The organism is Streptomyces sp. NPDC005017 (assembly GCF_042873115.1).
In the GTDB taxonomy this organism is placed as follows: domain Bacteria; phylum Actinomycetota; class Actinomycetes; order Streptomycetales; family Streptomycetaceae; genus Streptomyces.
Window position 1 is genome coordinate 51783 of record NZ_JBIALD010000028.1, and the last position, 23019, is coordinate 74801.

Below are 23019 nucleotides of genomic sequence, written 5' to 3' on the forward strand. Positions count from 1 at the left end.
CGGTACCGGCGTTCCGTACGTTCCCCCGGGCGCGTACGGAACGCCGGGCTGCCCCGGCCCGCCCCGAACCCCAGGACAGGACCCCGTCATGACCGACCCCGAGCCCCGGCCGGAGTTCCGGCTCGCCTCCGTCTTCGACCACGCGGACCCGGTGACGGGTCCGGGCTTCGCCGCGGACCACCCGGTGGTGGAGGACCCGGAGCTGCACGCCCTGCTGCTGAAACGGCTGGCCGCCGGGACGCCCGTGCTCGCGACGCCCGTGCTGATGGACGACGTGCTGGATCCCTCCCGGGTCGCGGAGGTCCCGCTGACCTTCCGTACGGACGGGCGATGGGTGTGGACGGACACGGTCACGTACTACCTGGAGCACTACGCCCTCGCCCCCGATCCCGAACTGCTCGCGCACCTCGGCGACCCCGGCTACACCGCCCCGGGCCCCCTCGGGCAGGACGTCGTCGAGCGGGCCGCCGCCTTCGTCCTGACCCCGCCTCCGGAGGGGACGCAGATCCGACCGCTCGGCTGACGCCGGGGCAGTGAACCACAGGGCTCCGCAGGTCCGTTCGTACGTGCGCGGAGGTTCGCGACGACCGAGAGGACCGAGGGGAATGACGGTGGAGAACAACGAGGTGCGGGCCGGGCAGGCCGCGGCGGCCATCAGCCTGCCGGCGGTCGCCTGGCAGCAGGCGGGCGAGGAGCCTGAAGGCAGTCCCGAGGCGAAGTCCCGGGGGGAGTCCGAGGGCCGGCCGGCCGAGGGTGCCCCGGCGCCGGGGCCGGACACTCGGGCCACCGCCGAACCGGATCCCCCGGCCACGTCTTCGGCCGTGCCGTCCAGCGCCGCCCCGGCCGTGCCCGCCGCGGGCGGAGAGACGGGGGCCGGGGCCGGCCCCGACGGCGAGGAGACGCCGGAGGCCGCCCCCGGGAGCGGGACGCAGGGCAGGCAGGGCACGCAGGCGGCGTCCGACGCGGACGGACTCGCCGCGGCAGCGGCACCCGCACCGGCGGCCCGGGCCGAGTCCCGGCCCGCCCGGCGGCTCTCGAAGCCCGTGATCGCGGCGGCGGCCACCTCGGGCGTGGTGCTGATGGGCGTGCCGCTCGTGCTCTCGCAGCTCGGCGGCGGGTCCGGGCCGGGTCCCGTACCGCCGCGCCCCGCCGGGTACAACCAGGCCGACGGCGGTCCCGGCGGCTTCGTGCCGAGGGCTGACGCACCGGAGGAGGGTTCCTCGCAGCCCCGGGCCACGGCGGGTGCGAGGAAGCGGCCCCCGGCCGCCGGGAAGGCCCCCCTGGCCCGCATCGGCGCCGGGGTGGGCATGGGCGTCCCCGCCGGCCCGGTGCCCACCTCCTCCCGGGCGCCCAGCACCGGTCGGGGCGCCGCTCGCGGCGGCTCCGCGCCCACCACGGCCCCCGCCAGGCCGCGGGAGACCACCGCGGCCCCGACGAAGCCGGCCACCCAGGCTCCGGCCGCTCCGACGAAGCCGCGGTACTCGGCGGTGGCGGGCCCGAGCTGCGCGAGCGCGGGCGCGAGTTTCACGTACAGCGGCTGGTTCACGGACGGCAAGGAGGGCTGGCAGAAGTACGGCACCGGCGGCTACGGGAGCAGCGGCTGCAACGGCGACTTCTTCTCGCTGCCGATGTCCGGCAAGACGGGCTCGGACAACGGGAGCGCGCTGCGCTGGACCTTCCGCACCGGCGCCGTCACCCGCGGCACCTGCCAGGTCTCGGTGCACATCCCCAACCACACCGACATCAAGGCCGTCGGCGGCAAGCCGTCGTACTACACGGTGCACGCGGGCACCACGGGCAACGACCCGATCCTGCGGAGGTTCTCCCTCGACCAGCCGTCCCTGCGGGGCCGGTGGGTGAGCGCGGGCGGCGTCCGCATCACCGGCGGCGTGCTGACGGTGAAGCTCCACGACCGGGGCGTCGACGGGTCGGGTTCGCAGCGGACCTACGCCCACCACGCGGGCGACGCCGCCCGCGTCGAGTGCACCGCCGACTGAGGCGGCCCGGCCGTCCCCGGCCGCCGGACCGCTGCTGAGGCCCACGCTCCTGATGCCCGTCCGCAAGGCCCACCACGAAGGGAACCACCACGCATGTCGCGCCATGTGCTGACCGTGAGCGCCGAGGCGCAGAGCGACCACCCCCCCGCCGGCGGCCCCTACCGCACGATCGGGGCGGCCCTGGAGGCCGCGCGCAGCGGGGTGGTGATCTCGGTGCGGCCCGGCCGGTACGAGGAGAACCTGGTCATCACCAAGATGGTGACGATCACCGCCGAGGACCCGCACGGGACCGTGCGGATCGTGCCGCCCCGGGGGACGGTGGTGCAGGTGGTGGCCGAGGCGGTACAGCTGACGGGGCTGGTGCTCCAGGGGCAGGACGACGAGCTGCCCGCGGTGGACGTGCCGCGCGGGCAGGCGGCGTTGCAGGACTGCGAGGTGGTGGGGAACGCCTGGACGGCCGTGCTCACCCGGCAGCAGGGTTCGCTGGCGATGCGGGGCTGCCGGGTGACCAATCCCGGCGGCGCGGGGATCGTGGAGACGTCCACCGGCACCAGCGTGATCGACGGCTGTGTCGTGGAGCACCTGGGCACCTCGGCGGTGGTCATCGGCGAGCGGGCCAACCCGACGTTCCGCAACTGCGTGCTGCGCGACGCCCGGGGCAACGGGGTGTGCGCCAACGGCGAGGGCCGGGGGCTGATCGAGGACTGCGAGATCTCGGCCACCGACAAGCCGGCCATCGCCCTGGAGCAGAACAGCGCCACCCGGGTGGTGCGGACCTCGGTGCGGGACTGCCCGCTGGGCGTGTACATCAGCTCCCAGGAGCGGGTGGTCCTCGAGGAGTGCTCGGTGTCCGCCACGAAGGTGCACGGCATCGCGCTCGTCGAGGGCACCGACCCGGTGCTGAGCCGCTGCCGGGTCTCCCGGACGGAGGGCAACGGCATCCATGTGACGGGGCGTTCACGCGGCGCCTTCGAGGAGTGCGAGGTCCACGCGGCCGCCGGCACCGGCATCTGGGTGGAGGAGTCCTCGGGTCCCTCGTTCAAGCGGTGCTCGGTACGCGACGCGAGGGAGGCCGCGGTCCAGCTGACCGGGGACAGCGCGCCGGACTTCGACCGGCTGGAGGTGCGCGGCGGCGCGGCGGCGGGGGTGCGCGTGCTGGAGGGCGCGAACCCGATGCTGCGGCGGCTGAACGTGTCGGGGGTGGCCGGGGCGGGGGTGGAGGTGACCCGGGGCGGCCGGGGCCGGGTGGAGAACTCGGAGATCTCCGCCACCGGGCAGGCCGGGGTGCGGATCGCCGACGGCGGAGACACCTACGTCGGCACCACCACGGTCCGGGAGACCGGCGTGGCCGGTGTGTCGGTCGGCGCGGGCGGGGTGGCCACGCTGCGGGACTGCGAGATCGCCGACTCTCCGCAGGAGGGCGTGCTCGTCGAGGACGGCGGTGAGCTGACCGCGGCACGCACCCGGGCGCGGTCGTGCCGGCGGTACGGCTTCCGGGTCGCGGAGGGCGGGCGGGCCACGCTGAACCGGTGCGAGGCGGTGGACAACACCGGCGACGGCATCCGCGTCGACTCCACGGAGGCGGTGCGGGTGCACGACTGCGCGGTCTCGGGGAACGGGGGCTCCGGACTGCGCCAGCTCAAGCCGTCGGCCCGGCTCGCGGTGGAGAACCTGACGAGCGAGAGGAACGACCTGCCGGACTCGTACGGGGAGACGACCGCGGCGTCCGGTGGGCCGGGGACGACGGCGGACGGACCGCGCGGGGAGGAACACCGCAGGAGTGAGCCGGGCGGGTCCTCCGACGGGGGCGCACAGGCGGCGGCGCCCGCCGCGTCGCGCAAGCGGGACGGACCGCTGGAGGCGCTGAACGCGCTGGTCGGTCTCGACGGGGTGAAGGAGCAGGTCGCCACCCTGGTCAACCTCAACAAGCTGGCCAGGCGCCGGGAGCTGGCCGGGATGCCCGCGCTCCCGATGAGCCGCCATCTGATCTTCGCGGGACCCCCCGGCACCGGCAAGACCACGGTGGCCAGGCTCTACGGCTCGATCCTCGCCGAGCTGGACGTGCTGCCGTCGGGGCACCTGGTGGAGGTGGCGCGGGCGGACCTGGTGGCGTCGATCATCGGCGGGACGGCGATCAAGACGACGGAGGTGTTCCAGCAGGCGCTGGGCGGCGTGCTGTTCATCGACGAGGCGTACACCCTGTCGCAGGGAACCGGCGGCAGCGGGCCGGACTTCGGCCGGGAGGCCATCGACACGCTGGTGAAGCTGATGGAGGACCACCGCGACGAGGTCGTCGTCATCGTGGCCGGGTACTCCGAGGAGATGCGGGGCTTCCTCGACTCCAACCCGGGTCTGGCGTCCCGGTTCAGCCGCACGGTGGAGTTCGAGAACTACACGGGGGACGAGCTGACCACGATCGTGACGATGTCCGCCGCCTCGCACGGCTACCAGCTCGCCGACGGCACCCGCGAGGCGCTCACGCTGCACTTCGAGAACATGCCGAAGGGCGCCGACTTCGGCAACGGCCGGGCCGCGCGCAAGGTGTTCGAGGAGATGGTGGACCGACAGGCGTCCCGGCTGGCCGCGCTGCCCGAGATCGGCAACACCGATCTGGCGCTGCTGAAGCCGGAGGACGTGGGGGCGACGGCCGCCGCGGCCGCGGCGGCCTCCGGCGAGCCGGCGGAGCGCAGGACGGAACTCCTCGACGAGTTGCGGGCGATGATCGGCCTGCCCGCGGCCAAGGAACAGGTCGAGGACCTGGTCAATCTGATCAAGCAGGTCAACCGGCGCAAGGAGGCCGGACTCCCGACGGCCACGATCAGCCACCACGTGGTGTTCTCCGGCCCGCCCGGCACCGGCAAGACGACGGTGGCCCGGCTCTACGGGCAGCTGCTCGCCGAACTCGGCGTGCTGCCGGGCGGCCAGCTGGTGGAGACGGCGCGGGCCGACCTGGTGGGCCGGTTCGTCGGCCACACCGCGCAGTTGACGAAGGACGCCTTCGACCGGGCGCGCGGCGGCGTGCTGTTCATCGACGAGGCGTACACGCTGACGCCGCGCGGCGGCACGGGCAACGACTTCGGGCAGGAGGCGGTGGACACCCTCATGAAGCTGATGGAGGATCACCGCGACGAGGTCGTCGTCATCGTCGCCGGGTACGCCGACGAGATGCAGGGCTTCCTGGACTCCAACCCGGGCCTGGCCTCCCGCTTCTCACGCTCCGTCGTCTTCGAGCACTACACCGACGACGAACTGGTCCGGATCGTCGCGTCCTTGTCCGACAAGGCCGGTTACGTGTGCCCGCCCGAGACCCTGTCGGCGCTCGGCGGGCTGTTCGCGGCGACGCCGCGCGACCGGAGCTTCGGCAACGGCCGCTTCGCCCGCCAGGTCCTGGAGACGATGATCACCCGGCAGGCGGGCCGGCTCAGCAGGCTCGACGTCGACGACGTGGCCGAGCTGAGCCTGCTGCTGCCCAAGGACGTGCCCGGGTACCGGGTGCCGGACGGTGTCGCGTGAGCCGGGGTGCGCGGGGCGGGGCGGCGGTCCTCGCGGCGGCCCTGCTGTGCGGGACCGTGACCCTGCTGCCCGGGAACGCGGCGGCCGTGCCCGGGCCGGGCGGCGGGAGCGGTTCGCCCGCCGCCGGGACCGGGACCGAGGCCGGGGCGGCGGGTACGGATCCCGCCTCCCTGCCCGCCATCACACAACGGCTCTCCGACGACACCTGCCGCAAGGCGTCGGACCGCAAGGTCACCGGACTCCCCTGGCCCCAGGCCCTGCTGCGCCCGGACGCGGTCTGGCCGCTGTCCGAGGGAGCCGGGGTGACGGTGGCCGTGGTGGGTTCGGGGGTCGACGACACCGCCGGACTGCTGGGCGACCGGCTGAAGCGGACACCGCGCCGGTTCGACGCCGGCCCGGCCGCGGACTGCGCCGGTCACGGCACCTTCACAGCCGGTCTGATCGCGGCGGCCCGCACCCCGGGAGCGGGCTTCGCGGGGATCGCGCCCCGCGCGCGGATCCTCGACGTCCCGGTCACCGACCGCCGGGGGAACACCACCCCCGGGCTCCTCGCCCAGGGCATCCGGACGGCGGTCGGCGGCGGCGCCCGGGTGATCGCCGTGGTGGCGGTGACGGACTCGGACAGCCCGGCGCTCAGGAGCGCCGTGCGGTACGCGGTCGCCGAGGGCTCGGTCGTGATCGCCCCGGCCACACCGGACGGGGCGAGGGACGTGGCATACCCGGCGGCCCTGCCCCAGGTGGTGTCGGTGGCGGCGACCGGCCCCGACGGGACGGCGTCCGAGCAGGCCGCCGGGGGCCGGGTGGACCTGACGGCACCGGGAGAGGCGGTGACGGGCCCCGGCCCGCGCGGCCGGGGCAGTTTCACGGCCTCCGGGCCGAGTTACGCGACCGCGCTGGTGGCCGGGACGGCGGCCCTCGTTCTGGGCCGCCGGCCGGAGCTGAGCGCCCAGGCCCTGGTCCACCGGCTCCGCTCCACGACGTCGGGACCGGGCGAACCGGTACCGGACCGGGAGCGCGGGTACGGCCCCGTCGACCCGATCGCCGCCGTCACCGCCGTGCTCCCCGAGGAGCGGCGCGACGCGGCGGCCCCGGACGGGCGGACGGCGGCGCCCGGGGTGTCGATGCCGTCCGCGCCGGGACCGTCCGCCGCCGGGGCGGCCTGGTGGGTGGCGGCCGGTTCCCTGGCGATGCTGGCCGGGGTGGCGGCGGCCTCCGCCGTCATGCCGCGAGGCCGCCGACGGCAGTGGCGGCCGGCCGGCTACCGCGCTCCGGAAGCAGCGGAGGGAAGCGGCCCGGATCCGGACCGAAGGCAGTCCCCGTGACGTCGGCGTCCGACGGAGACCCGGTGGTCGAGGCCCGTTCCGCAGGCGCCGAGCCGAACTGCCGCGCGCCGGCCCGGCACGGCCCGCGGTGACACGCGGTGTCCGAGCAACTGATCCACCGCCGACTCCGCGGTGAGACGCGGCACTTCCCGCCCGGTGAACACGAGGGCGACCGCCACCGAACAACGACGGAACCACAGGCCACGGCCACGGGCTGAGGCCCTGGACGCACCCCGGACGGTTCCGTCGCACTCGCGCGTTAGTGAGGCGTTAGCCAAGCAATAACTGAGCGTGAGCCGAGGTTGCCAAGGTCGTTCCCAACCAGTCCGACGTGCCCCGAGCCGTCGGCCGATCGATGCCGCCGTCCGCCGCCCCAGAGTCGCCGACGCGCGGCGGGGGAGGAACAACCGGGGTGGAAACGCACGAACACGAAGCCGACGGCACGGTCCGCGGCAGAACGGGAACGGGCGTCCGCGCCGAGGCGCGGCCCCGCCCCACCATGGACCGCGACACCCTGGCGGAGCTGCACCGGCTGCACGCCTCCGCCCTGTTGCGCGCCCTGCTCCGCCTGACCAGCGGGGACCGGGGCAAGGCGGAGGACATGCTCCAGGAGACGTTCCTGCGCGCCTGGCAGCACCCGCAGGCGCTGACCCGGGGCCCGGCCCACGGCCGCCCCTGGCTCTTCACCGTCGCCCGCCGGATCGCCATCGACCACTTCCGGGCGCAGTCCGCCCGGGCGAAGGAGCTGGGCGACGAGACGCCGGAGGACCGGGCGGCCCTGGAGGACCCCTACGAGGAGGTCGTCACCGCGCACGTCGTCGACGACGCGCTCGCCGAACTGCCCGAACACCACCGGCAGGTGCTGGTGGAGCTGCACCTCAACGACCGCTCCACCGGGGACGCGGCCGCGGTGCTCGGGATCCCGCCGGGCACCGTCAAGTCCCGCAACTTCTACGCGGTACGGGCGCTGCGTCCCGTACTGGAACGGCACGGTCTGGGGCCCGTCTGACACCTTCCCGCCGCCCGCCCGAAGGGCGGGCCGAGCGACGCCTCGCGGGTGCGCGTGCCGGGCGCCGCTCGGCGGGCGGGAACGCGTCGGACAGGCCCCCGGCCCCGGGGCGACCGCCCGGGGCCGTGTCTTCTGAACCAGCCGCGCCCTGCGGGCCGTTCTTCCGGGCGACCGACGAGAGGGGGCCGAGGTGGTCAGCGTCGTGGCCAGGAACGACATGAACGCGCCCGAGCACTGGACGGACGCGCCCGATTACAGCCCCGGGCACTGGCGCACGCGACGGAGCGACGTCCCGCCGGAGGCACCGGAGGAGACACCGGTCGGGGCACCCCCGGAGCCCGACGGAGAAGCCGAAGCCACGGAGCCCGCGCCGACGGGGCTCCCGCCCGCCGTCCCGGCCCCGGCGGAGCCCGTGTCCGCCGGTCCCGCACCCGTGAGTGCCGCCTCGGAGAAGCCCGTACCGGCGCCGGACGCGGAGCCGACTCGGAAGCACCCGCCAGAGGCGGAGGCTGACGTCGAGGCAGAGACCGATGTCGAGGCGGAGGCCGAGGCCGACGTCGAGGTGGAGACCACGGACCCCCTGCCGCCGGTACCGGCCGGCCCGGCGGAGCCCGTGGCGCAGGCGCGGCCGACCCGGCGTGCTTCTCGTCCGCTCTTCCGGATCGGGCGGCGCGGAGTGCCGGGCGGTGCCCCCGACGCCCTGCGGGCCCCGCTGCTGCGCAGCCACCGCATCGCGGTGATCGGGCTGAACGGCGGGGCCGGGAAGACGACGACCGCCCTGGCACTCGGCTCGGTACTGGCGCGGGAACGGGCCGACCGGGTCGTCGCCGTGGACGCGAGCCCCGACTCGGGCGCCCTGGGCCGCCGGGTGCGGCGGCAGTCCGGCGCCACCGTGCGCGACCTGGTGGCCGCGCTCCCCCGGCTGCGCACCTACATGGACATCCGGGCGTTCACGTCGCAGACCCCCAGCGGCCTGGAGGTCGTGGCGCACGACCCGGACCCGGCACACCCGCGAACGTTCGGCGAGCAGGACTACCGGCAGGTCGTCGACCTCCTCAGCGGCCAGTACCCGATCGTCCTCACCGACTCCGGGACCGGCATGCCGCACGACACCCTGCGCGCGGTCCTGGAGCTGTCGGACCAGCTGGTCGTCATGGCCACGCCGGGCGCGGACGGCATGAGCGGCGCCGGTCTCGTCCTCGACCGGCTCGCCGCCCTCGGCCACGAGGAGAAGGCGCGCCAGGCGGTGACGGTCTTCTCGGGAGTGCGGTCGTCCTCGGGACGGCTGCTCCTGATGGATGACGCCGCGGACCACTTCCGCCTGCGCTGCCGGGCCGTGGTGACCGTCCCGTACGACCCGCACCTGGCCCGGGGCGCCGAGATCGACCCTGACAGGCTGCGGGGCCGGACCCGGGCCGCGTACTACGAACTGGCGGCGCTCGTCGCCCAGAACTTCCCCCGCGGCTGACGCCGCCCCACCCTTCCCCTTCCCCGAGAACTCTGGAGAGCACCTATGGCCTGGTACGAGGGCCCCTGCCGGATCACCGTCATCGGTCTCGACGCCGACTGGCCGCAGCGCGCGGTGATCACCGTGTCCGGCGCGCGCGGGGCACGCATCGAGGTCCCCGGAGAGGTGGGGACGGTCCGGCACGTGGACGCGCCGAGCTGGCACCTGGAGGTGGAGCATCTGTACGAGGGCCGGTGGCGGCCCAACGTCCGCGCGGTCAGAAGCCGCTGGGAGACGGTGGGCGGCGTCCGTACGCAGACGGTCACCAGCAAGGACGTGGACTGGCCCGGAGGCAACCAGCACGAGCGCAACCTGGTGCTGCGCCTGGAGCGGGTCGGCGAAGAGGCCGAGCGTCCGCGCGAGACGGTCCGGGAGGCGCCGGCCCGGGCGGTCACTCAGTCGACGGCGGACACCCCCGCCCGCCGTGCGGGCGCCGGCCCCGCCTCCGTCGCCACCCGCTCCTCCTCGGGCGGCACAGGCCTCGGCGCCCCGCCCTCGACCTCCGAGGGCGGCGCGACGACGACGAGCAGCAGCAGTCCCTGGTAGGACCTGCCCGCCCCGGCCGCACTCGCAGCGGTGCGGGACGACGAGTCCGGTTCCGCGGACTTCGGAACAGAACCCCGCAGGGGCGAGCCGATGCGAAGAAGTGATTCGAGTGGGTCAGCGGACGGCCCGCGTCAGGGAGTGTCTGATCAGTCCTTCGCGAACAAGGTGGGCAGGTATCCCTGGGAGTGGCCCTTGGCGTTCGGGTGGTAGCTCTCGTGCACGGCCAGGCGCGTGCTGTTCAGCCACCAGTCGTCGGAGCAGATCTCGTGGTTGGTGAAGATGCCGCGTACGTCGCCGAAGGCGAATCCGTATGCCGACGCCCGCGCGGAGGTGACGGAGTCGATCGTGTCGGCGGCGCCGTTGATCGCGTTGCGGCTGGTGTCGCTGATCCCGAACGAGCAGCTGCCGCCGATCTTGTACAGGTGCGGGTAGCCGAGGACGACGACGCGGGCGTTGGGGGCCCTGTTGCGGATCTGGGTGTAGAGAGAGTTGAGGCGTGCGGGCAGCTGGTTCGTGGCGAAGCTCTTGGCGTTGTTGACCGCCGTCAGGCAGGCGTCGGTGCCCTGCAGGACGCAGGTCTGCATGGCGCCCGCGAAGCCTGCGTCGTTGCCGCCGGCGCTGACGGTCACCAGCGAGGTGGATCCGTTGAGGGAGCCGAGCTGATTGTTGATCACGTCCTGGGTCGTGGCGCCGGAGCAGGCGACGAAGGCGAAGGAGGACGGGGAGTTGGCGGAGGCCCAGAGCTGGGGGTAGGCGTTCGGGCTGCGATGGCATGAACCGCTGGAGCTGGTGTAGTTGCCGGCTCCTTCGCCCGATGAGTACGAGTCGCCGAGTGCGACGTAGGGACCGGTGGCGGCCGCGGCGGGGGTTGCTCCGAGCACAGCGCCGAGGGTGAGCAGGAGCGCGGACATGATCGCGTACAGGAAGCGTGCGGGTCTCACGAAACCTCCACGAAATGACGATGCAACACGGATGTCGCGTGCATGTCAGGTTGTAGCCGCGCGAAGCCGTTCGCGGATAGATGCGTGAACGTAAAATTGTTGAATGCTGTAACGGCATTGAGTGGGAAAATGTGAGTTTGCGTGCATCGCGCGTAGATTCCCTCGCACCACTCGAACGAACTGATCGGCGAGGCGTGCACGCTGGGGGCGCCTCCGGGAGACATGGCCGACGGGGGACGGCGCGGGCTCACGGCGGGTGAGTTCGGCGGCCATGACCGCGGACAGCCGGTCCACGGCTTGGCACCGGGAGGTCTCGCCCCGCACTGCGGCGCTCATGGCCGGCACCTGGCCGACCGATGGCCGGTCGTGAGGATCCTTGACGAGCCATAGTGATCAATGGCCGCAACTCGGTCGGAACGGAGTTGAGTTCGGGCTGTTCAGGGACGTGGACGCCGCGGCAGAGCACCGCGTGCCAGGTCCCCTCATCGAACAGCGGGATGCCGGTCGCCGGGCAGGCGAGGAGCTGCAGACGGTTCAGATCCCCGCCGTCGAGCAGGACCACGTTCGGCGGCATGGCCCGGCCGACCCGAAGTCCGCGTCGGTCACGTTGCGAGCGGCCCCGGGACACCGAGAACCGCGCACACCGTGCGCGTCACTCGCGCAGGTGCCTCGTCCGGATCAGACGGGGGCAGCAGCATGTGGCTGAGCGTCAGCCGCACGACGACGTCCGCCGCTTCCTCCCGTCGCAACTGCGTAACTTGCGGCACCGCTTCCGCCAGCCAGGCGCTCATCAGCGTGCGGGCCGAGGAGAACACCGGATCGGGCCGGCTCGTCAGGAAGGGGAGCAGTGCGTCCGTCCCACCTCGGGCAGCCGTGATCACGGCTCCGATGAACGGGTTGTGCACCGCTTCGTCGAGGACATGGGCCACGCCTTTGCGCAGGGCCTCGGCGACATCGTGGCGGTAGGTGTCGAGTACGGCCGCCAGACCGAGGAGGAAGCGTTCGGTCTCCCGTTCCACCAGCGCCTGCCCGATCCCCGCCCGGTGTCCGAACTCCTTGTAGATCGTGGGCCGTGACACTTCGGCCCGCTCCGCCAGGTCGGCGACCCTGACCTGGTCCCAACCTCCTTGCGCAGCCAGAGCCCAGGCTTCCTCGAGTACGCGCTCCCGCATCTGACGCCGCCAGGCGACGCGCGGAGGGTCCGGACGAGGGTCTGGAGAAGTGACCACGTTCATCGGGGAAGTGTGTCATCGCCACCAGGGCCAGACCAAGGGAGTGTGGGGCCGCAGGCGATCGGGTCCCGGCAGAGGTACTTCGCCTCCAGGACACGGCGACGGCACGGTGAACCGACACAGTGGCCTGGCGAGCAAGGCCGGAGGGGAACCGCGACGAGCGCAGGAACTCGGTCCAGAACCCCCGGGGTAGCGGCGTCGGAGCAGGGCCATGAGGGTGACGCGGTGGCGGAGCGGCGGGACTCCCGCGCGTCCGGCCGTGATGCGTTTCTGGAGTTTCAGGTCCGTGATGCGGTCTTCGTCGACGCGGGGGTCGAACGGGGTGGTGATGCCCTGGACGATTGCGGGCCGGTCTTCGCGGATCGCCCTGGCCGGGTCCGGGAGGGGGGTCATGAAGCGGCGACGACGGTGCGGCGAGGGGACGGCACGTGGCGGCCACAGCGCAGGCGGTTCCGGCTGCGAGATGGCGGAACGCGCCGCACGCCCCGGTCTGTCAAGGTGCGACTCCCGGTTACGTAATCGATTCCGCCATAAGAGGAAAACGACTGGGCGGGACGGTTTGTAACTGCGAAGTCGCAAGGTGTCACGGGCTTGTGCGGCCGCCCCCGGAGAAACGGCGTGTGCGGCCTTCCCTTTCCTCACGAACACTTGACCAGCGGAGGGCGCCAACGCGCGGTCAGACGCCGGGCGCTCGAAAGACGACCGCATGCCCGTATGGAGGCACATGTCAGGTGTTTGCGGCAGGTAGCGCTCCCCCGCCTGCCTGATCGTCGAGCTCGACCTCAGCGGTCAACCGTCCCGATCGGTGAGCAGGTGCCTGTCATAGTGGCCGAACATCGACGGCCGGAACGCATACAAGCGGCCGAGGTGGCCTCTTCGTTGTGCTTCCGTCCTCGCTAGGGGGAGTGCTGTGCCCGAACAACCTGCCCACCCGAATGAGTCCTCCGACGCCGAGCTCGTGGCGAACCTGGCTCGCGGAGCGTCGCACGGGCCGCAAGCGTTGCAGGTCCTGCGTTCCCGACACTTCCCGGCGTTGCGGGACTACGCCCGGTTGTGCGTGCAGGACGAGCGGATCGCCGACCAGCTCACGCGGCAGGTCATGTCCAGCGCCGCGCAGACAGCGGCCGCCGGCCGTGTCCGCAGCCGCGCTGTCCGGCACAATCTCTTGCTGCACGTGCAACGCCTGGCGGCCCAGTGGGCCACCGACGAACGCCACCATCGCCTCCGGCCCGCCTTCACCCGCTGGGTCGCGGAAGTCGGCGGCGACCCGGCCAACCCTCTGCGCCATTGGGCCGACCACAACAACCTGCTCCGTGCCTTCTGGCAGCTGCCCCAGTTCGAACAGGAATTGCTGTGGTACGCGGAGATCGAGGGGAGCGACCGCGAACTCGCCTCCCGGTACGCCGGAACCGGCCAGGGCGACTTCGGCTATCACCGAGAGCACGCGCTGACGGCTTTGCGCCACGCCTACCTTGGGGTACACGGCACGAAGTGCTCCGACAAAGACTGCCGGGGCTATGTCCGGATCCTGCAGGCCGCGGCACAGAGTCCCGTGCCGGGCATCAGCCCCGACTTCGATGCCCACCGGGTGGACTGCCTACGGTGCGAGGAGGCACTGCACGACCTCACGACCCTCTACACCGCACCCCAACTGGCCTTGACGACAGGGCTGATCGGCTATGCCGGTCCGGCGTACGCGGCATCCTCCTCCGGCCGGAACGCGAGCGACCCTGCGGCACGCACCGCTGGATGCCGAACACACCAGCGCCCCAGCATCGCGTTGCCGCTGGCTCTGACCGTTCTGGTGTTGGCCCTGGCCGCAGGCGCCATCGCGAGCCTGCGCACCTCCGCCCACACTCCAGCCCAAAGCGGAGGAGGGTCGACGACGGCTGCCACGGCACCCGCACCCGAAGGGGCAACGGCGTCTGCCGCTGCCGAGAGTCGTCCGCCCTCTTCCCCTGCCGTACGTGATGCGTCCCAGCCGTCCCGCCTGCCGGTCCCGCCTGTGACTGCGTCCAACGGGCACGAGAGCAGCGCCCCTGCCGGCGCCGGTACCACCCGTGCGGCCACGCCTGGCCTCCCTGCCAGCGGCGACGAACGGCTGGAACCCGGCGCCGGCTGCGTGACTCATTCCGCCTCCAGCACCGACGCAGGCTCAAGCCTCGTCGTGATCCAGGAGGCGAACGGGAGTGTGTCGGTTTCCTCGCAGCAGCAGTCCACGAGCGAGGGCGGTCACAGCTCCAGCATCGTGGTCCGATGCACTTCGAGCGGCAGCGGGGACTGAACCCGGTTCGACCGCCGGAGATCAGTCAGCCCGAGGTTCCGGGGCAGCGTGATCAGCCGCGTCGAACCCGGGCTCGGCGAGAAGTCTTCCCGAGGTTCGGATTCGGGTACGGCGACGGCGCGAAGGCGGCTGATGAGCCACCACTGTTCGCCGACCCCGGCTGCACCGGCGACAAGTACCGACGTCTGCTCCGCGTCCATGGCATCACCGCGAACACCGCCACGGACCGGATGATCCCGACTTCCTGCCCCTCTCGGACTGCCGCAGAGCACCCAGCGGGCACTGCGAACTCATTCCGCGTCGGTTGGCACAAGCGGCGGCAGGGGCAGCAGCCCTCCGCTCACGCGCGTCGCGACTACTGGTCGGCGCCTGCGGCAGGGGCGCGGACCTCACCGAGGTCCGCGCCCACTTCTCCCTCGCCGCGGGCCGTTTCAGACGCCCCGGGACTGCGCGGATGCGTCAGGAACGCCGACGCCGGGCGAGCACCAGCAGGCCTGTCCCGACGATCAGGACGCCCGCTGTGATGCCCAGGGGCAGCAACGGGTCGAACCCGCCACCACACCATGGCCATCGCCAACCCCGTCTTCGACGGCTTCTACGAGTACTACCGGCGTGCGGCCGCCGCAGGCCGCGAGCTCGCCTGAAGGAGTGGCCCGCATGCCGGCACGAACTGAGACGCCGAAGCAGTTCCACGACTTCGCCGAGACCGTCGCGCGCGAGCGGGTGGGCACCGGCGCACCACGCCGGTCACCGGCTACCCGCACCGCAGGGGGTGGCGGCTGGTCGGCGGTGTGCACGGCACACCGCCGCTCCACCGGCCTGCCCCCACACACAGACCCGAACTGCTGAAGATCTCCCGGACCACCGTACCCACGCGCCCGCCCGGCCCGCAGGAAGGTCAGGAACCCGCACCTGGCAGGCGTGCGCCTCGGGCCGACCACAGCCGCGATCTGCGGAAGAAATCGGCTGTGTCGGGAACTCGGCGGTGCCCCGAGGCGACGGTGCCTGCGGGAGGATGGGGTGCCGGAGAGTTCCTGGGCAGCCCTCCGGCTGAATTCCGGTGTGCAGGAGGAGCAGGAGCCCGTACAGAGCCTGCCGGTCGGGTTCCCGCGGCCGTCCCTCCATCCGCTGCGGAGACGGCGAGGGCAGCGACGTGTCGATGTCAGACCGCAGTTCGACGGACGGTCTACGGCCGCGACCGACGCTTCGCCCTCGACCGCATCAAGGAATGATCGAGCCGCTGGTCACACAGTCGGGCCCTGCTCCTCAGCACCACCGGTCACGGGGCATCCAGCTGCGCCTTGCTGTGGGCGTAGAGAACGCGTTCACAGACCAGGCCAAGGCACTTCGCTTCTGTGCCGGCTTCGAGGGCTTCGGCGTTCACCGCCGGTCCGTAGTGTTCGGAGACGGACCACAGACGCTGCGCGCCGCGTTCGTAGTAGAGGTCTTCGGCTCCCGTGGCGGTCTTGATGGGACTGCCGTTGGAGACCAGGACGCCATTGCTCCACTTGTAGCGCCAGAGGTTGCCCGGGGCGTTGTGGCCGGCGCTCTGGTTGACATACAGGTTCTCCCCCATCGCCAGAGCACCCTGGGCGCCGCCGTTCGTCATCGGCAGATAGTTGGCCCAGCCTTCGGCCGTAACCTCGCCGGACCGTTTCTCCAGTTCCTTGACGGGGAACGAGGCGATCCGGCCGGGCGAGGGGTGGCCGCTTGCCGGGCGGCAGTACTCCCCCATGATCAGCCGGTCGGGGTTCATGCTGCGGTCGAGTGACAGGTAGGACGCCTTCGGCGCTCCCGTGCTGACGCATTTGTAGGCACGTGCGGGATTGGACTGCCTGGCCTTGAACTTCCAGGCCGCCACCTGCGGCATCACGTAGCGGTAGCCGAAGCTGTACCAGACGTTGTCGTGGCGGCCCACCTTGGTCTTGTCCTCGACGTCGGACGTGGTCTTCACACCGTCGGTGTCCGCGCCCATCTCGTCGCCGGCCTTGCCGTCCCCGTTGGGATCCATGTCCATGATCTTCTCCATGTCGAAGATCCGGATGCCGTTGCGGGTGTCGGCCACATAGAGATAGTGGCCGTACCAGACCATGCCGCCTGCGTGCAGGCCGTTCTGCATGTCCTCGTCCGAGATCGTCGAGCCCTCGGAGGAGTGCACTCCGTCGAACGATATGTGGTCGGACGCGTTGGTGTACGCCCAGCCCAGCAGCACGTGACGGTACTTCACCGTGCCGTCGGGGCGGCGCTGCACGAAGGAGATCCGCACCCCCTTCTGGTTGCAGGCGTCGTTCGCCTCCAGCTCCGCGGGAGTGCAGTCGCCGATCCCGTCGCCGTTGCTGTCGCGCCTCGGGTCCCAGTTGTCGTAGGACGCGTAGAGCTGGATGTCCTTGTCGTCACCGGCACCGTACTGCTCGCTGTGGGCGGCGTCCGAGACACCGGTCACAGCCTGCGGAATCCACTCGCGCGAGGTCGAATCGTCGGCCTCCAGGCACCACTTGAGGGCCGCGGGAGGAGCCGTACCGAAGGGGTCGCGGGTGCACCCGGAGGTGTTGACGGTGCGGTTGGCGTTGGCGAGGAGCTTCGACACGCCCGACTTGGGCAACACGCGGTCAAGGCGGGCGACACGGTCGGCGGTCGTGCCGTTCATCGCGCCGGCCTGCAGGGTGAAGTCCGAGGGGACGGCTTTGCCGCCCGGGCTGGTCCACGCCCTGGTGCCCGCAGCCGCCGCATCGGCCTCCGTCGCCCGCGGATCCTGACGCCATGATTCGGGCAGCGGCGGAGGGTCCTCCTCGGCGTGGGCCGGAGCCCCCGAGCCGGCCAGTGCCAGCGTGACTGCGGTGGTGACTGTCAGCCACACCCGGCGTCTGCGGATTCGGGACATGCGCAGGGACATGCGGTCGGCCTCCGTCGTTGCTGCTGTTCCGCTGCGGTTGCAGCTGGACCGACGGAAGGCTCCCAGGATGTTCTCACGAAACGCAAAGAGGTTCGAAAGTTCAACTCGGGTTCGAGGCAGTGGAGTTGGGTCGCTGCCGCCTCGACTCGGCACGGGGCTCGACCTCAGGCGAAGAGGAGTCTTCGCAAGGGAACCGACCGACGGAGGCCCCTGAAGGCCGCGGAGGCATATGCCCTGTATGCGGAGGCCGCTGGGAGTGCACGGGAAGGCGCTTCGCCTGCTCTGCGGCCGGAAACTTGACGCATTTCAGTCGGTGACAGGGCGTCATGAGGGCCCGCAGGGCACGGCTCTGGGCTGGACACCGTCGACGAACGATTCAGTCCAGTCGCGGGAGACGTCTTGAACGGGCACCGGCGCGCCGGGCCGTGGGCGGGGCCGGGCGCGCCGATGGTCAGGTGCATGCGCGGATGGGGCGTTCAGCCGTCACCGGCGCGGGGCCGGTGCGTCAGTGACGGTCGCCGTGATGCCCGCGGCCTCACATGCAGCCGCACGCGAGGCAGCCCGCGCTGCAACCCGCGCCAGCCCGCACCCGCCGTATCATCTGTTTCAAAACATTGCATCGACTCGATAGATGTAATGCATGATACTTTGACTCGGACGTCGTGGCGCCCACCCTCCACCTGGCCCTGACGAAGGAGTCTCATGAGCATGCAGCGCAGAGAGCGCGACCTGATCGGCGAGAGGGCGGTACCACAGGACGCCTATTACGGGATACACACCCTGCGCGCGTTGGAGAACTTCCCGATAACAGGCATCCCGCTGTCGGCGCACCCCGAACTCGTGGTCGCGCTCGCCTGCGTCAAGGAGGCCGCCGCCCTGACGCATCTCGACGCAGGCACTCTGCCGCCGACACAGGCGCGTGCCATTGCCGAAGCCTGCCGTGAGATCCGGGACGGACTCCTCCACGAGCATTTCGTCGTCGACGTGCTACAAGGGGGTGCCGGCACCTCGGCGAACATGAACGCCAACGAGGTCATCGCGAACCGCGCGCTCGAGATCCTCGGGCATGCACGGGGCAGGTACGACATCATCCACCCCAATGACCACGTGAATCGCGCCCAGAGCACGAACGACGTCTATCCGACTTCCATCAAGCTCGCACTGCACTCCGCGTCGAACGTTCTGCTGGAGAGGATGACTGAACTGGCGGGGGCGTTCGAGGACCGGGGCGGGGCGTTCGCCAAGACGGTGAAGCTCGGCCGCACCCAGTTGCAGGACGCCGTACCGATGACACTGGGGCAGGAGTTCGACACCTACGCCCTCACGGTGCGCGACGACGCTGAACTCGTACGTGGCGCGGCAGGCGCCTTGCGCGAGGTCAATCTCGGCGGGACGGCGATCGGCACGGGCCTCAACGCCGATCCCGGCTTCGGTCGTGGTGTGGTGGCTCGTCTCGCGGAACTCTCGGCCGTGGCCGTGCGCCCGGCCCGGAACAGGGTGGAAAGTACGCAGGGAATCGGAGGTTTCATCCAGCTCTCCGGCGCGCTGCGGCAGTTCGCGGTGCGGTTGTCGAAGATCTGCAGCGACCTGCGTCTTCTGTGCTCGGGGCCCCACGCAGGGCTGGCGGAGATACGTCTGCCTCCCGTGCAGGCGGGGTCGAGCATCATGCCCGGCAAGGTCAATCCGGTGATCCCCGAAGCGGTGAACCAGGTCTGCTTCGATGTGATGGGCGCTGACGCCGCCGTTGCCGCAGCCGCTCAGGCCGGTCAGTTGCAGTTGAACGCTTTCGAGCCGCTGATCGCACATCATCTGCTGAACTCGGCGAACAGGCTGGCAGCGGCCTGCAGTGTCCTCGCCCAGCGTTGCGTGCGCGGGATCGAAGCGAACGAGCAGCGCCTCTCCGGTCTTGTCGAGGGATCGGTCGGTCTGGTCACGGCGTTGAGCCCTGTGATCGGGTACCACTGCGCGAGCGAGCTCGCGCAGCGGTCCATCGAGACTGGACAGGGTGTTCGGCAGTTGGCGTTGGAGGGCGGCTTGGTGTCGAGCGAGGAGCTTGATCGTCTGCTGGATCCGTGGCGCCTGGCGCATCCCGAAGAATGAGGGTGTTCGTCGCCCCGGGCTCAGCCGACGGGGCCGCCGGCCGTAGCGGTGACGGCGCTCCTTCAGCTCTTCGACAGGGTGCAGGAGTAGGTGGCGTTCCCCGACCCGCTGTACGCCTCGACGTCGAGGTAGTACGTGTCCGTCCCGGTGGCGGTCCGGGTGAAGGTGAGGGATTCGTCGGTGCCGGCACCGTCGTTGACGGAACGGGTGAGTGTACTGCCGGCCGAGTCGAGCCAGTACAGGTCCGCGTCGTAGGCATCGGGCACGGCGCAGTTCAGCGAGGCGGTCTGTCCTGAGCCGAGGGTGGTCTTGAAGTAGTCGCGATCGCTCGTGGACTTCATGCCGCCGGTGATGGTGGTGGGGGCGGACAGGGCGGTGGCGTCGTTGGCCTGGTCACGCGTGTCGTTCGGTTCGCTCTCGGCCAGTGTGCTTCCTCCGCTCTGGGGGCCGCAGTTGGTGACGGGTGTGCCGTTGTAGAGGTTGGCGTCGGGCGTTCCGTTGGTGACGCTGCGCAGGTAGTAGCCGCAGGTGGGGCGGTTCCTGAAGTCGAACGTGGTTCCCGGCGTCAGGCGCCAGATCTTGAAGTTGGAGTACGTCAGCGGCTTGCGGTCGACGGCCTGTTCGGGCTGATGGTCGCCCAGGACCACGTACGCGTCCTTCCCGTACTGCGTACCGAGACCGTTGCGGTCGATGAACAGCGATCCGCCGCCTTCCTCCACACCGACGCCCCACGCGGCGCCGCCGGTGGTGAGGCCGTCCTTCACCGCCCGCGCGACGAATGCCATGGTGCGGCCCATACGGTCGCGGGTGACGAAGTGGGAGTCGTTGATGACGCCGCCGTAGTCGGCCCACTGGAACATGCCCGTGGTGAAGCTGATGGCACGGTCGTAGGGGTTGGCGAGGGCCTCGGTGCTGGTGACGCTGCCGTTGCAGGCGTCGTACACCACGGGACTGTTGATGTGGTGCCCCGCGCTGCCGCCCCCGGACCCTCCGCCCTTGGCCACCACGGACTCCACGGACGCTTCCAGTGCGGTGCCCTTCCACGCGGCGTACCGGCATTGGTCGCCGCCGGCGAAGTAGACGAACTCGGCGTTGCGGATGTCCGTGTTGACCTGGCTGTTGTTGCCGTCGTTGGCGGCTGTGAGGGTCCAGGTCGTACAGGAGTTGACGCCTGTGACGGTCATGATGGTGTCGCACTCCGGTGTCTTGCTGCCGGAGGTCGGAGCCGAGCCCGCGAGGACCACGACGTCCAGGCTTCCGGTGCCGCCGCGGATGGCGTCGACCGCTCGGGACATCGAGGCGGTCACTACACCTCCCGCGCCGTTCATGGTGAAGGCCGGCCCGTTCCAGGTGGTGCGGCTGACGTCGGCCGTGCCGCCGAGTCTGATGCGGTTGGCAGCGGCGTGGGCCGGCTGGTGAAGGGCGAGCGGCAGCGCCAACGCCACCAGGGCGGTGGATACGGGTACGAGTCGGCGTGCATGACGAGACGTCACGGAGTCTCCAGTGTGTGGGAGTTCGGCTCGTCCTGCCGTCAGCGGCTGCCGCTGCTGACGGCGAGGTACGTGGGTTGGTAGCGGAAGATACAAGCCAAGACGCAGATCCGATAGATGTATGGAGCTGGAGAGTCACCCCGCCTGTATGTATCAGCAGCTCACGGCTGATAAATCGGTGTGAATGGATCTCAGGGGCCGCCCATTCGGGGCGTGTTACCTGAATGAAACGTGCGATACATCTAGCCAATTTTCGGCTCGCTCTGTAACTTCCCTGGTGTGCGGCCGGCGGCACAGGCGCGTCGGCACAGATCCCGAGAGGCTCCCTCACGATGAACGTTCGTCTCGCCCGGCGTGTCTCGACCGCCGCTGTGGCGGCCGTGGCCCTGACGACCCTGTCCGCCTGCGGGGACGGTGACGACGCCGCGCCCGCGGCGGCGGACGCGAAGGTCACCGTCGCCGGAACGGTGATCAAGAAGGACCCGGCCCTGCACGACCTGCTCCCGGACCGGATCAAGCAGGCCGGGAAGGTGCGGGTGGCCACCGACGTGCCCTACCCGCCCTTCGAGATGTTCGTGAAGGAGGGCGGCAGCGAACTCACCGGCCTCGACTACGACCTGGGCCAGGCACTGGGCGGGAAGCTCGGCGTGGCCTTCGCCTTCACCCCGCAGAAGTTCGACGGGATCGTCCCCGCGATCCAGGCCGGCAAGTTCGACGTCGCCATGTCGGCCATCACCGACAACAAGGAGCGCCAGCAGGTCCTCGACTTCGTCGACTACTCGCAGTCCGGCTCCGGCATCCTGGTCGCCGACGGGAACCCGGCCGCGATCACCGACCTGGACGCACTGTGCGGCCAGAAGGTCGCCGTGCAGGCCGCCACCAACCAGCTCGACCTGCTCAAGTCGCACCAGGCGGCCTGCACCGGCGCCGGCAAGAAGAAGATCGACATCCAGACGTTCCCCAAGGACTCCGACGCGCAGCTCGCGCTGCGCTCGGGGAAGGTCGTCGCGCAGGTGCTCACCAAGCCGGCCGCGGGCTGGGTCGCCAAGACCGCCGACGACGGAGGCGCCTTCGACCTGGTGGACGACCCCGCCGCCCCCGGCGGCTACAACGCCTCGCCCAACGGGATCGCGGTGAGCAAGAAGCTGCCCGAGCTGACCGACGCGATCCACAAGGCCTTGCAGGCCCTGATCGACGACGGCACCGTCACGAAGATCTACGACAAGTACGGCGTCGCCTCGATCGCGGTGAAGGAAGCCACCAAGAACGCCGCGGTGGACTGACGATGACCGACCTCAAGAACCCGGCCGCCGTGCGCTTTGACAGCGCACCGGCCGCTCCCGAACTCGAAGTCGTGCCGGTACGCAACTACGGCCGCTGGATCGCCGCGACACTCTCCCTGCTGCGCCGTCGTCGCCGGCGCCCAGATCGCCTCCGGCCCGGACATGGTCAGCGGCGGGGAATCCTACGAGGGCCTGCGCGACGGCAGCGCTCCCGGCTACTTCGACGACCCCACCCGCCTGGGCTACCTCCCCCACGGAGGCTTCGGCTTCCTGCGCTCCGCCCTCATCGACACCCACACCGGCGCCTACGGACGAGAAGGCCGGGCCTACCGCCTGGCCGCCGACACCGGCCACGACCGCGTCTACGCCCTGGAGGAGAACACCGCCATCGTCGTGGAGAACCCCGGCACCCGGCACGAGCACTTCATCGTGCTGGGCCCCAACGGGGTCGCCGTACTCGACCTGCGCCACGCACGCACCGGGAAGACGAAAAACGGGTGGACCCTGCGCGGAGCCCGCTACAACTACCTCACCGACCACGACCGCTACGACGCGCACACCTGGCAGACCCGGCCCTCGGCAGACAAGCACCGACTCCTCCCCACCGGCACAGCCCCCGTCCCGGTCAACACCGACGTCTTCTACCGCCGACATCACGAGGAGCACGGCGTCGCCTCTCACGACGACACCATCCGAGACGAATTCGACGCTCTCTACTCCCCCGGCGAGCCTCGGTGTTCGGCTGGACCCCTGTGCCAACGTCTGCCGCGAAGCACGAGTAACACCCCCTCGAAGGCCGCCACTTGCCGCCGAGCTGGGCCCGATCGCGAACGCCCCGTCGGCCGCTGCTCATCGGCACCGACATAGGCGAAAACTGCCTGGCCGAGGCCGACAGGACTGCC

16 protein-coding genes are annotated in these 23019 nt (G+C 71.2%); 12 read left to right on the plus strand and 4 right to left on the minus strand.

What is annotated here, in order from left to right; genetic code table 11:
• Positions 1–88: 88 nt before the first annotated feature.
• The 7 genes from ACFYR0_RS31560 (at position 89) to ACFYR0_RS31590 (ending at position 9894) form a co-directional block, all read left to right on the plus strand.
• Positions 89–523 (plus strand): hypothetical protein, encoded by a 435-nt coding sequence (locus ACFYR0_RS31560; RefSeq protein ID WP_389335684.1) that lies wholly within the window; start codon positions 89–91, stop codon positions 521–523.
• A gap of 82 nt (positions 524–605) precedes the next feature.
• Positions 606–1997, plus strand: a complete 1392-nt coding sequence (locus ACFYR0_RS31565) for a hypothetical protein (protein ID WP_389335687.1) — start codon at positions 606–608, stop codon at positions 1995–1997.
• Positions 1998–2090: 93 nt separating this feature from the next.
• Positions 2091–5510 (plus strand): right-handed parallel beta-helix repeat-containing protein, encoded by a 3420-nt coding sequence (locus ACFYR0_RS31570; RefSeq protein WP_389335690.1) that lies wholly within the window; start codon positions 2091–2093, stop codon positions 5508–5510.
• The gene (locus ACFYR0_RS31575) at positions 5507–6832 is read left to right on the plus strand and encodes a S8 family serine peptidase (RefSeq protein ID WP_389335693.1); all 1326 of its coding nucleotides are present in this window, start codon (positions 5507–5509) and stop codon (positions 6830–6832) included. Before ACFYR0_RS31570 ends, ACFYR0_RS31575 begins: the two co-directional genes overlap by 4 nt.
• Before the next feature lie 412 nt (positions 6833–7244).
• The gene (locus ACFYR0_RS31580; RefSeq protein WP_389335696.1) at positions 7245–7841 is read left to right on the plus strand and encodes a sigma-70 family RNA polymerase sigma factor; all 597 of its coding nucleotides are present in this window, start codon (positions 7245–7247) and stop codon (positions 7839–7841) included.
• Between the two features lie 202 nt (positions 7842–8043).
• A complete protein-coding gene (locus ACFYR0_RS31585) occupies positions 8044–9309 on the plus strand; it encodes a MinD/ParA family protein (protein ID WP_389335699.1) in 1266 nt (421 codons plus the stop codon).
• 45 nt (positions 9310–9354) lie between these two features.
• A complete protein-coding gene (locus ACFYR0_RS31590) occupies positions 9355–9894 on the plus strand; it encodes a hypothetical protein (RefSeq protein WP_389335702.1) in 540 nt (179 codons plus the stop codon).
• 146 nt (positions 9895–10040) lie between these two features.
• On the opposite strand, the gene ACFYR0_RS31595 is transcribed toward ACFYR0_RS31590, so the two are convergent.
• Both ACFYR0_RS31595 and ACFYR0_RS31600 read right to left on the minus strand, forming a co-directional pair.
• Entirely contained in the window at positions 10041–10805 is a 765-nt protein-coding gene (locus ACFYR0_RS31595; protein WP_389335845.1) for an SGNH/GDSL hydrolase family protein, read from the minus strand.
• A 632-nt stretch (positions 10806–11437) separates the two neighbouring features.
• The gene (locus ACFYR0_RS31600; RefSeq protein ID WP_389335705.1) at positions 11438–12070 is read right to left on the minus strand and encodes a TetR family transcriptional regulator; all 633 of its coding nucleotides are present in this window, start codon (positions 12068–12070) and stop codon (positions 11438–11440) included.
• Between the two features lie 907 nt (positions 12071–12977).
• Between ACFYR0_RS31600 and ACFYR0_RS31605 the strand changes: the two genes are divergently transcribed.
• The gene (locus ACFYR0_RS31605) at positions 12978–14351 is read left to right on the plus strand and encodes a hypothetical protein (RefSeq protein WP_389335708.1); all 1374 of its coding nucleotides are present in this window, start codon (positions 12978–12980) and stop codon (positions 14349–14351) included.
• A gap of 657 nt (positions 14352–15008) precedes the next feature.
• The gene (locus tag ACFYR0_RS31610) at positions 15009–15200 is read left to right on the plus strand and encodes a hypothetical protein (RefSeq protein WP_389335711.1); all 192 of its coding nucleotides are present in this window, start codon (positions 15009–15011) and stop codon (positions 15198–15200) included.
• A gap of 430 nt (positions 15201–15630) precedes the next feature.
• Here the strand turns inward: ACFYR0_RS31610 and ACFYR0_RS31615 are convergent, their stop codons facing one another.
• Positions 15631–17244, minus strand: coding sequence for a hypothetical protein (locus ACFYR0_RS31615; RefSeq protein ID WP_389335714.1), 1614 nt, complete (start codon positions 17242–17244; stop codon positions 15631–15633).
• A gap of 702 nt (positions 17245–17946) precedes the next feature.
• Here ACFYR0_RS31615 and ACFYR0_RS31620 point away from each other — a divergent pair.
• A complete protein-coding gene (locus tag ACFYR0_RS31620; protein ID WP_389335717.1) occupies positions 17947–19344 on the plus strand; it encodes an aspartate ammonia-lyase in 1398 nt (465 codons plus the stop codon).
• 62 nt (positions 19345–19406) lie between these two features.
• On the opposite strand, the gene ACFYR0_RS31625 is transcribed toward ACFYR0_RS31620, so the two are convergent.
• A complete protein-coding gene (locus ACFYR0_RS31625; protein WP_389335720.1) occupies positions 19407–20837 on the minus strand; it encodes a hypothetical protein in 1431 nt (476 codons plus the stop codon).
• A 329-nt stretch (positions 20838–21166) separates the two neighbouring features.
• Between ACFYR0_RS31625 and ACFYR0_RS31630 the strand changes: the two genes are divergently transcribed.
• Both ACFYR0_RS31630 and ACFYR0_RS31635 read left to right on the plus strand, forming a co-directional pair.
• A complete protein-coding gene (locus tag ACFYR0_RS31630; protein WP_389335723.1) occupies positions 21167–22117 on the plus strand; it encodes an ABC transporter substrate-binding protein in 951 nt (316 codons plus the stop codon).
• Positions 22118–22279: 162 nt separating this feature from the next.
• Positions 22280–22984: a hypothetical protein gene (locus tag ACFYR0_RS31635; protein ID WP_389335726.1), complete on the plus strand. Its 705-nt coding sequence runs from the start codon at positions 22280–22282 to the stop codon at positions 22982–22984.
• The last annotated feature ends 35 nt before the right edge of the window (positions 22985–23019 follow it).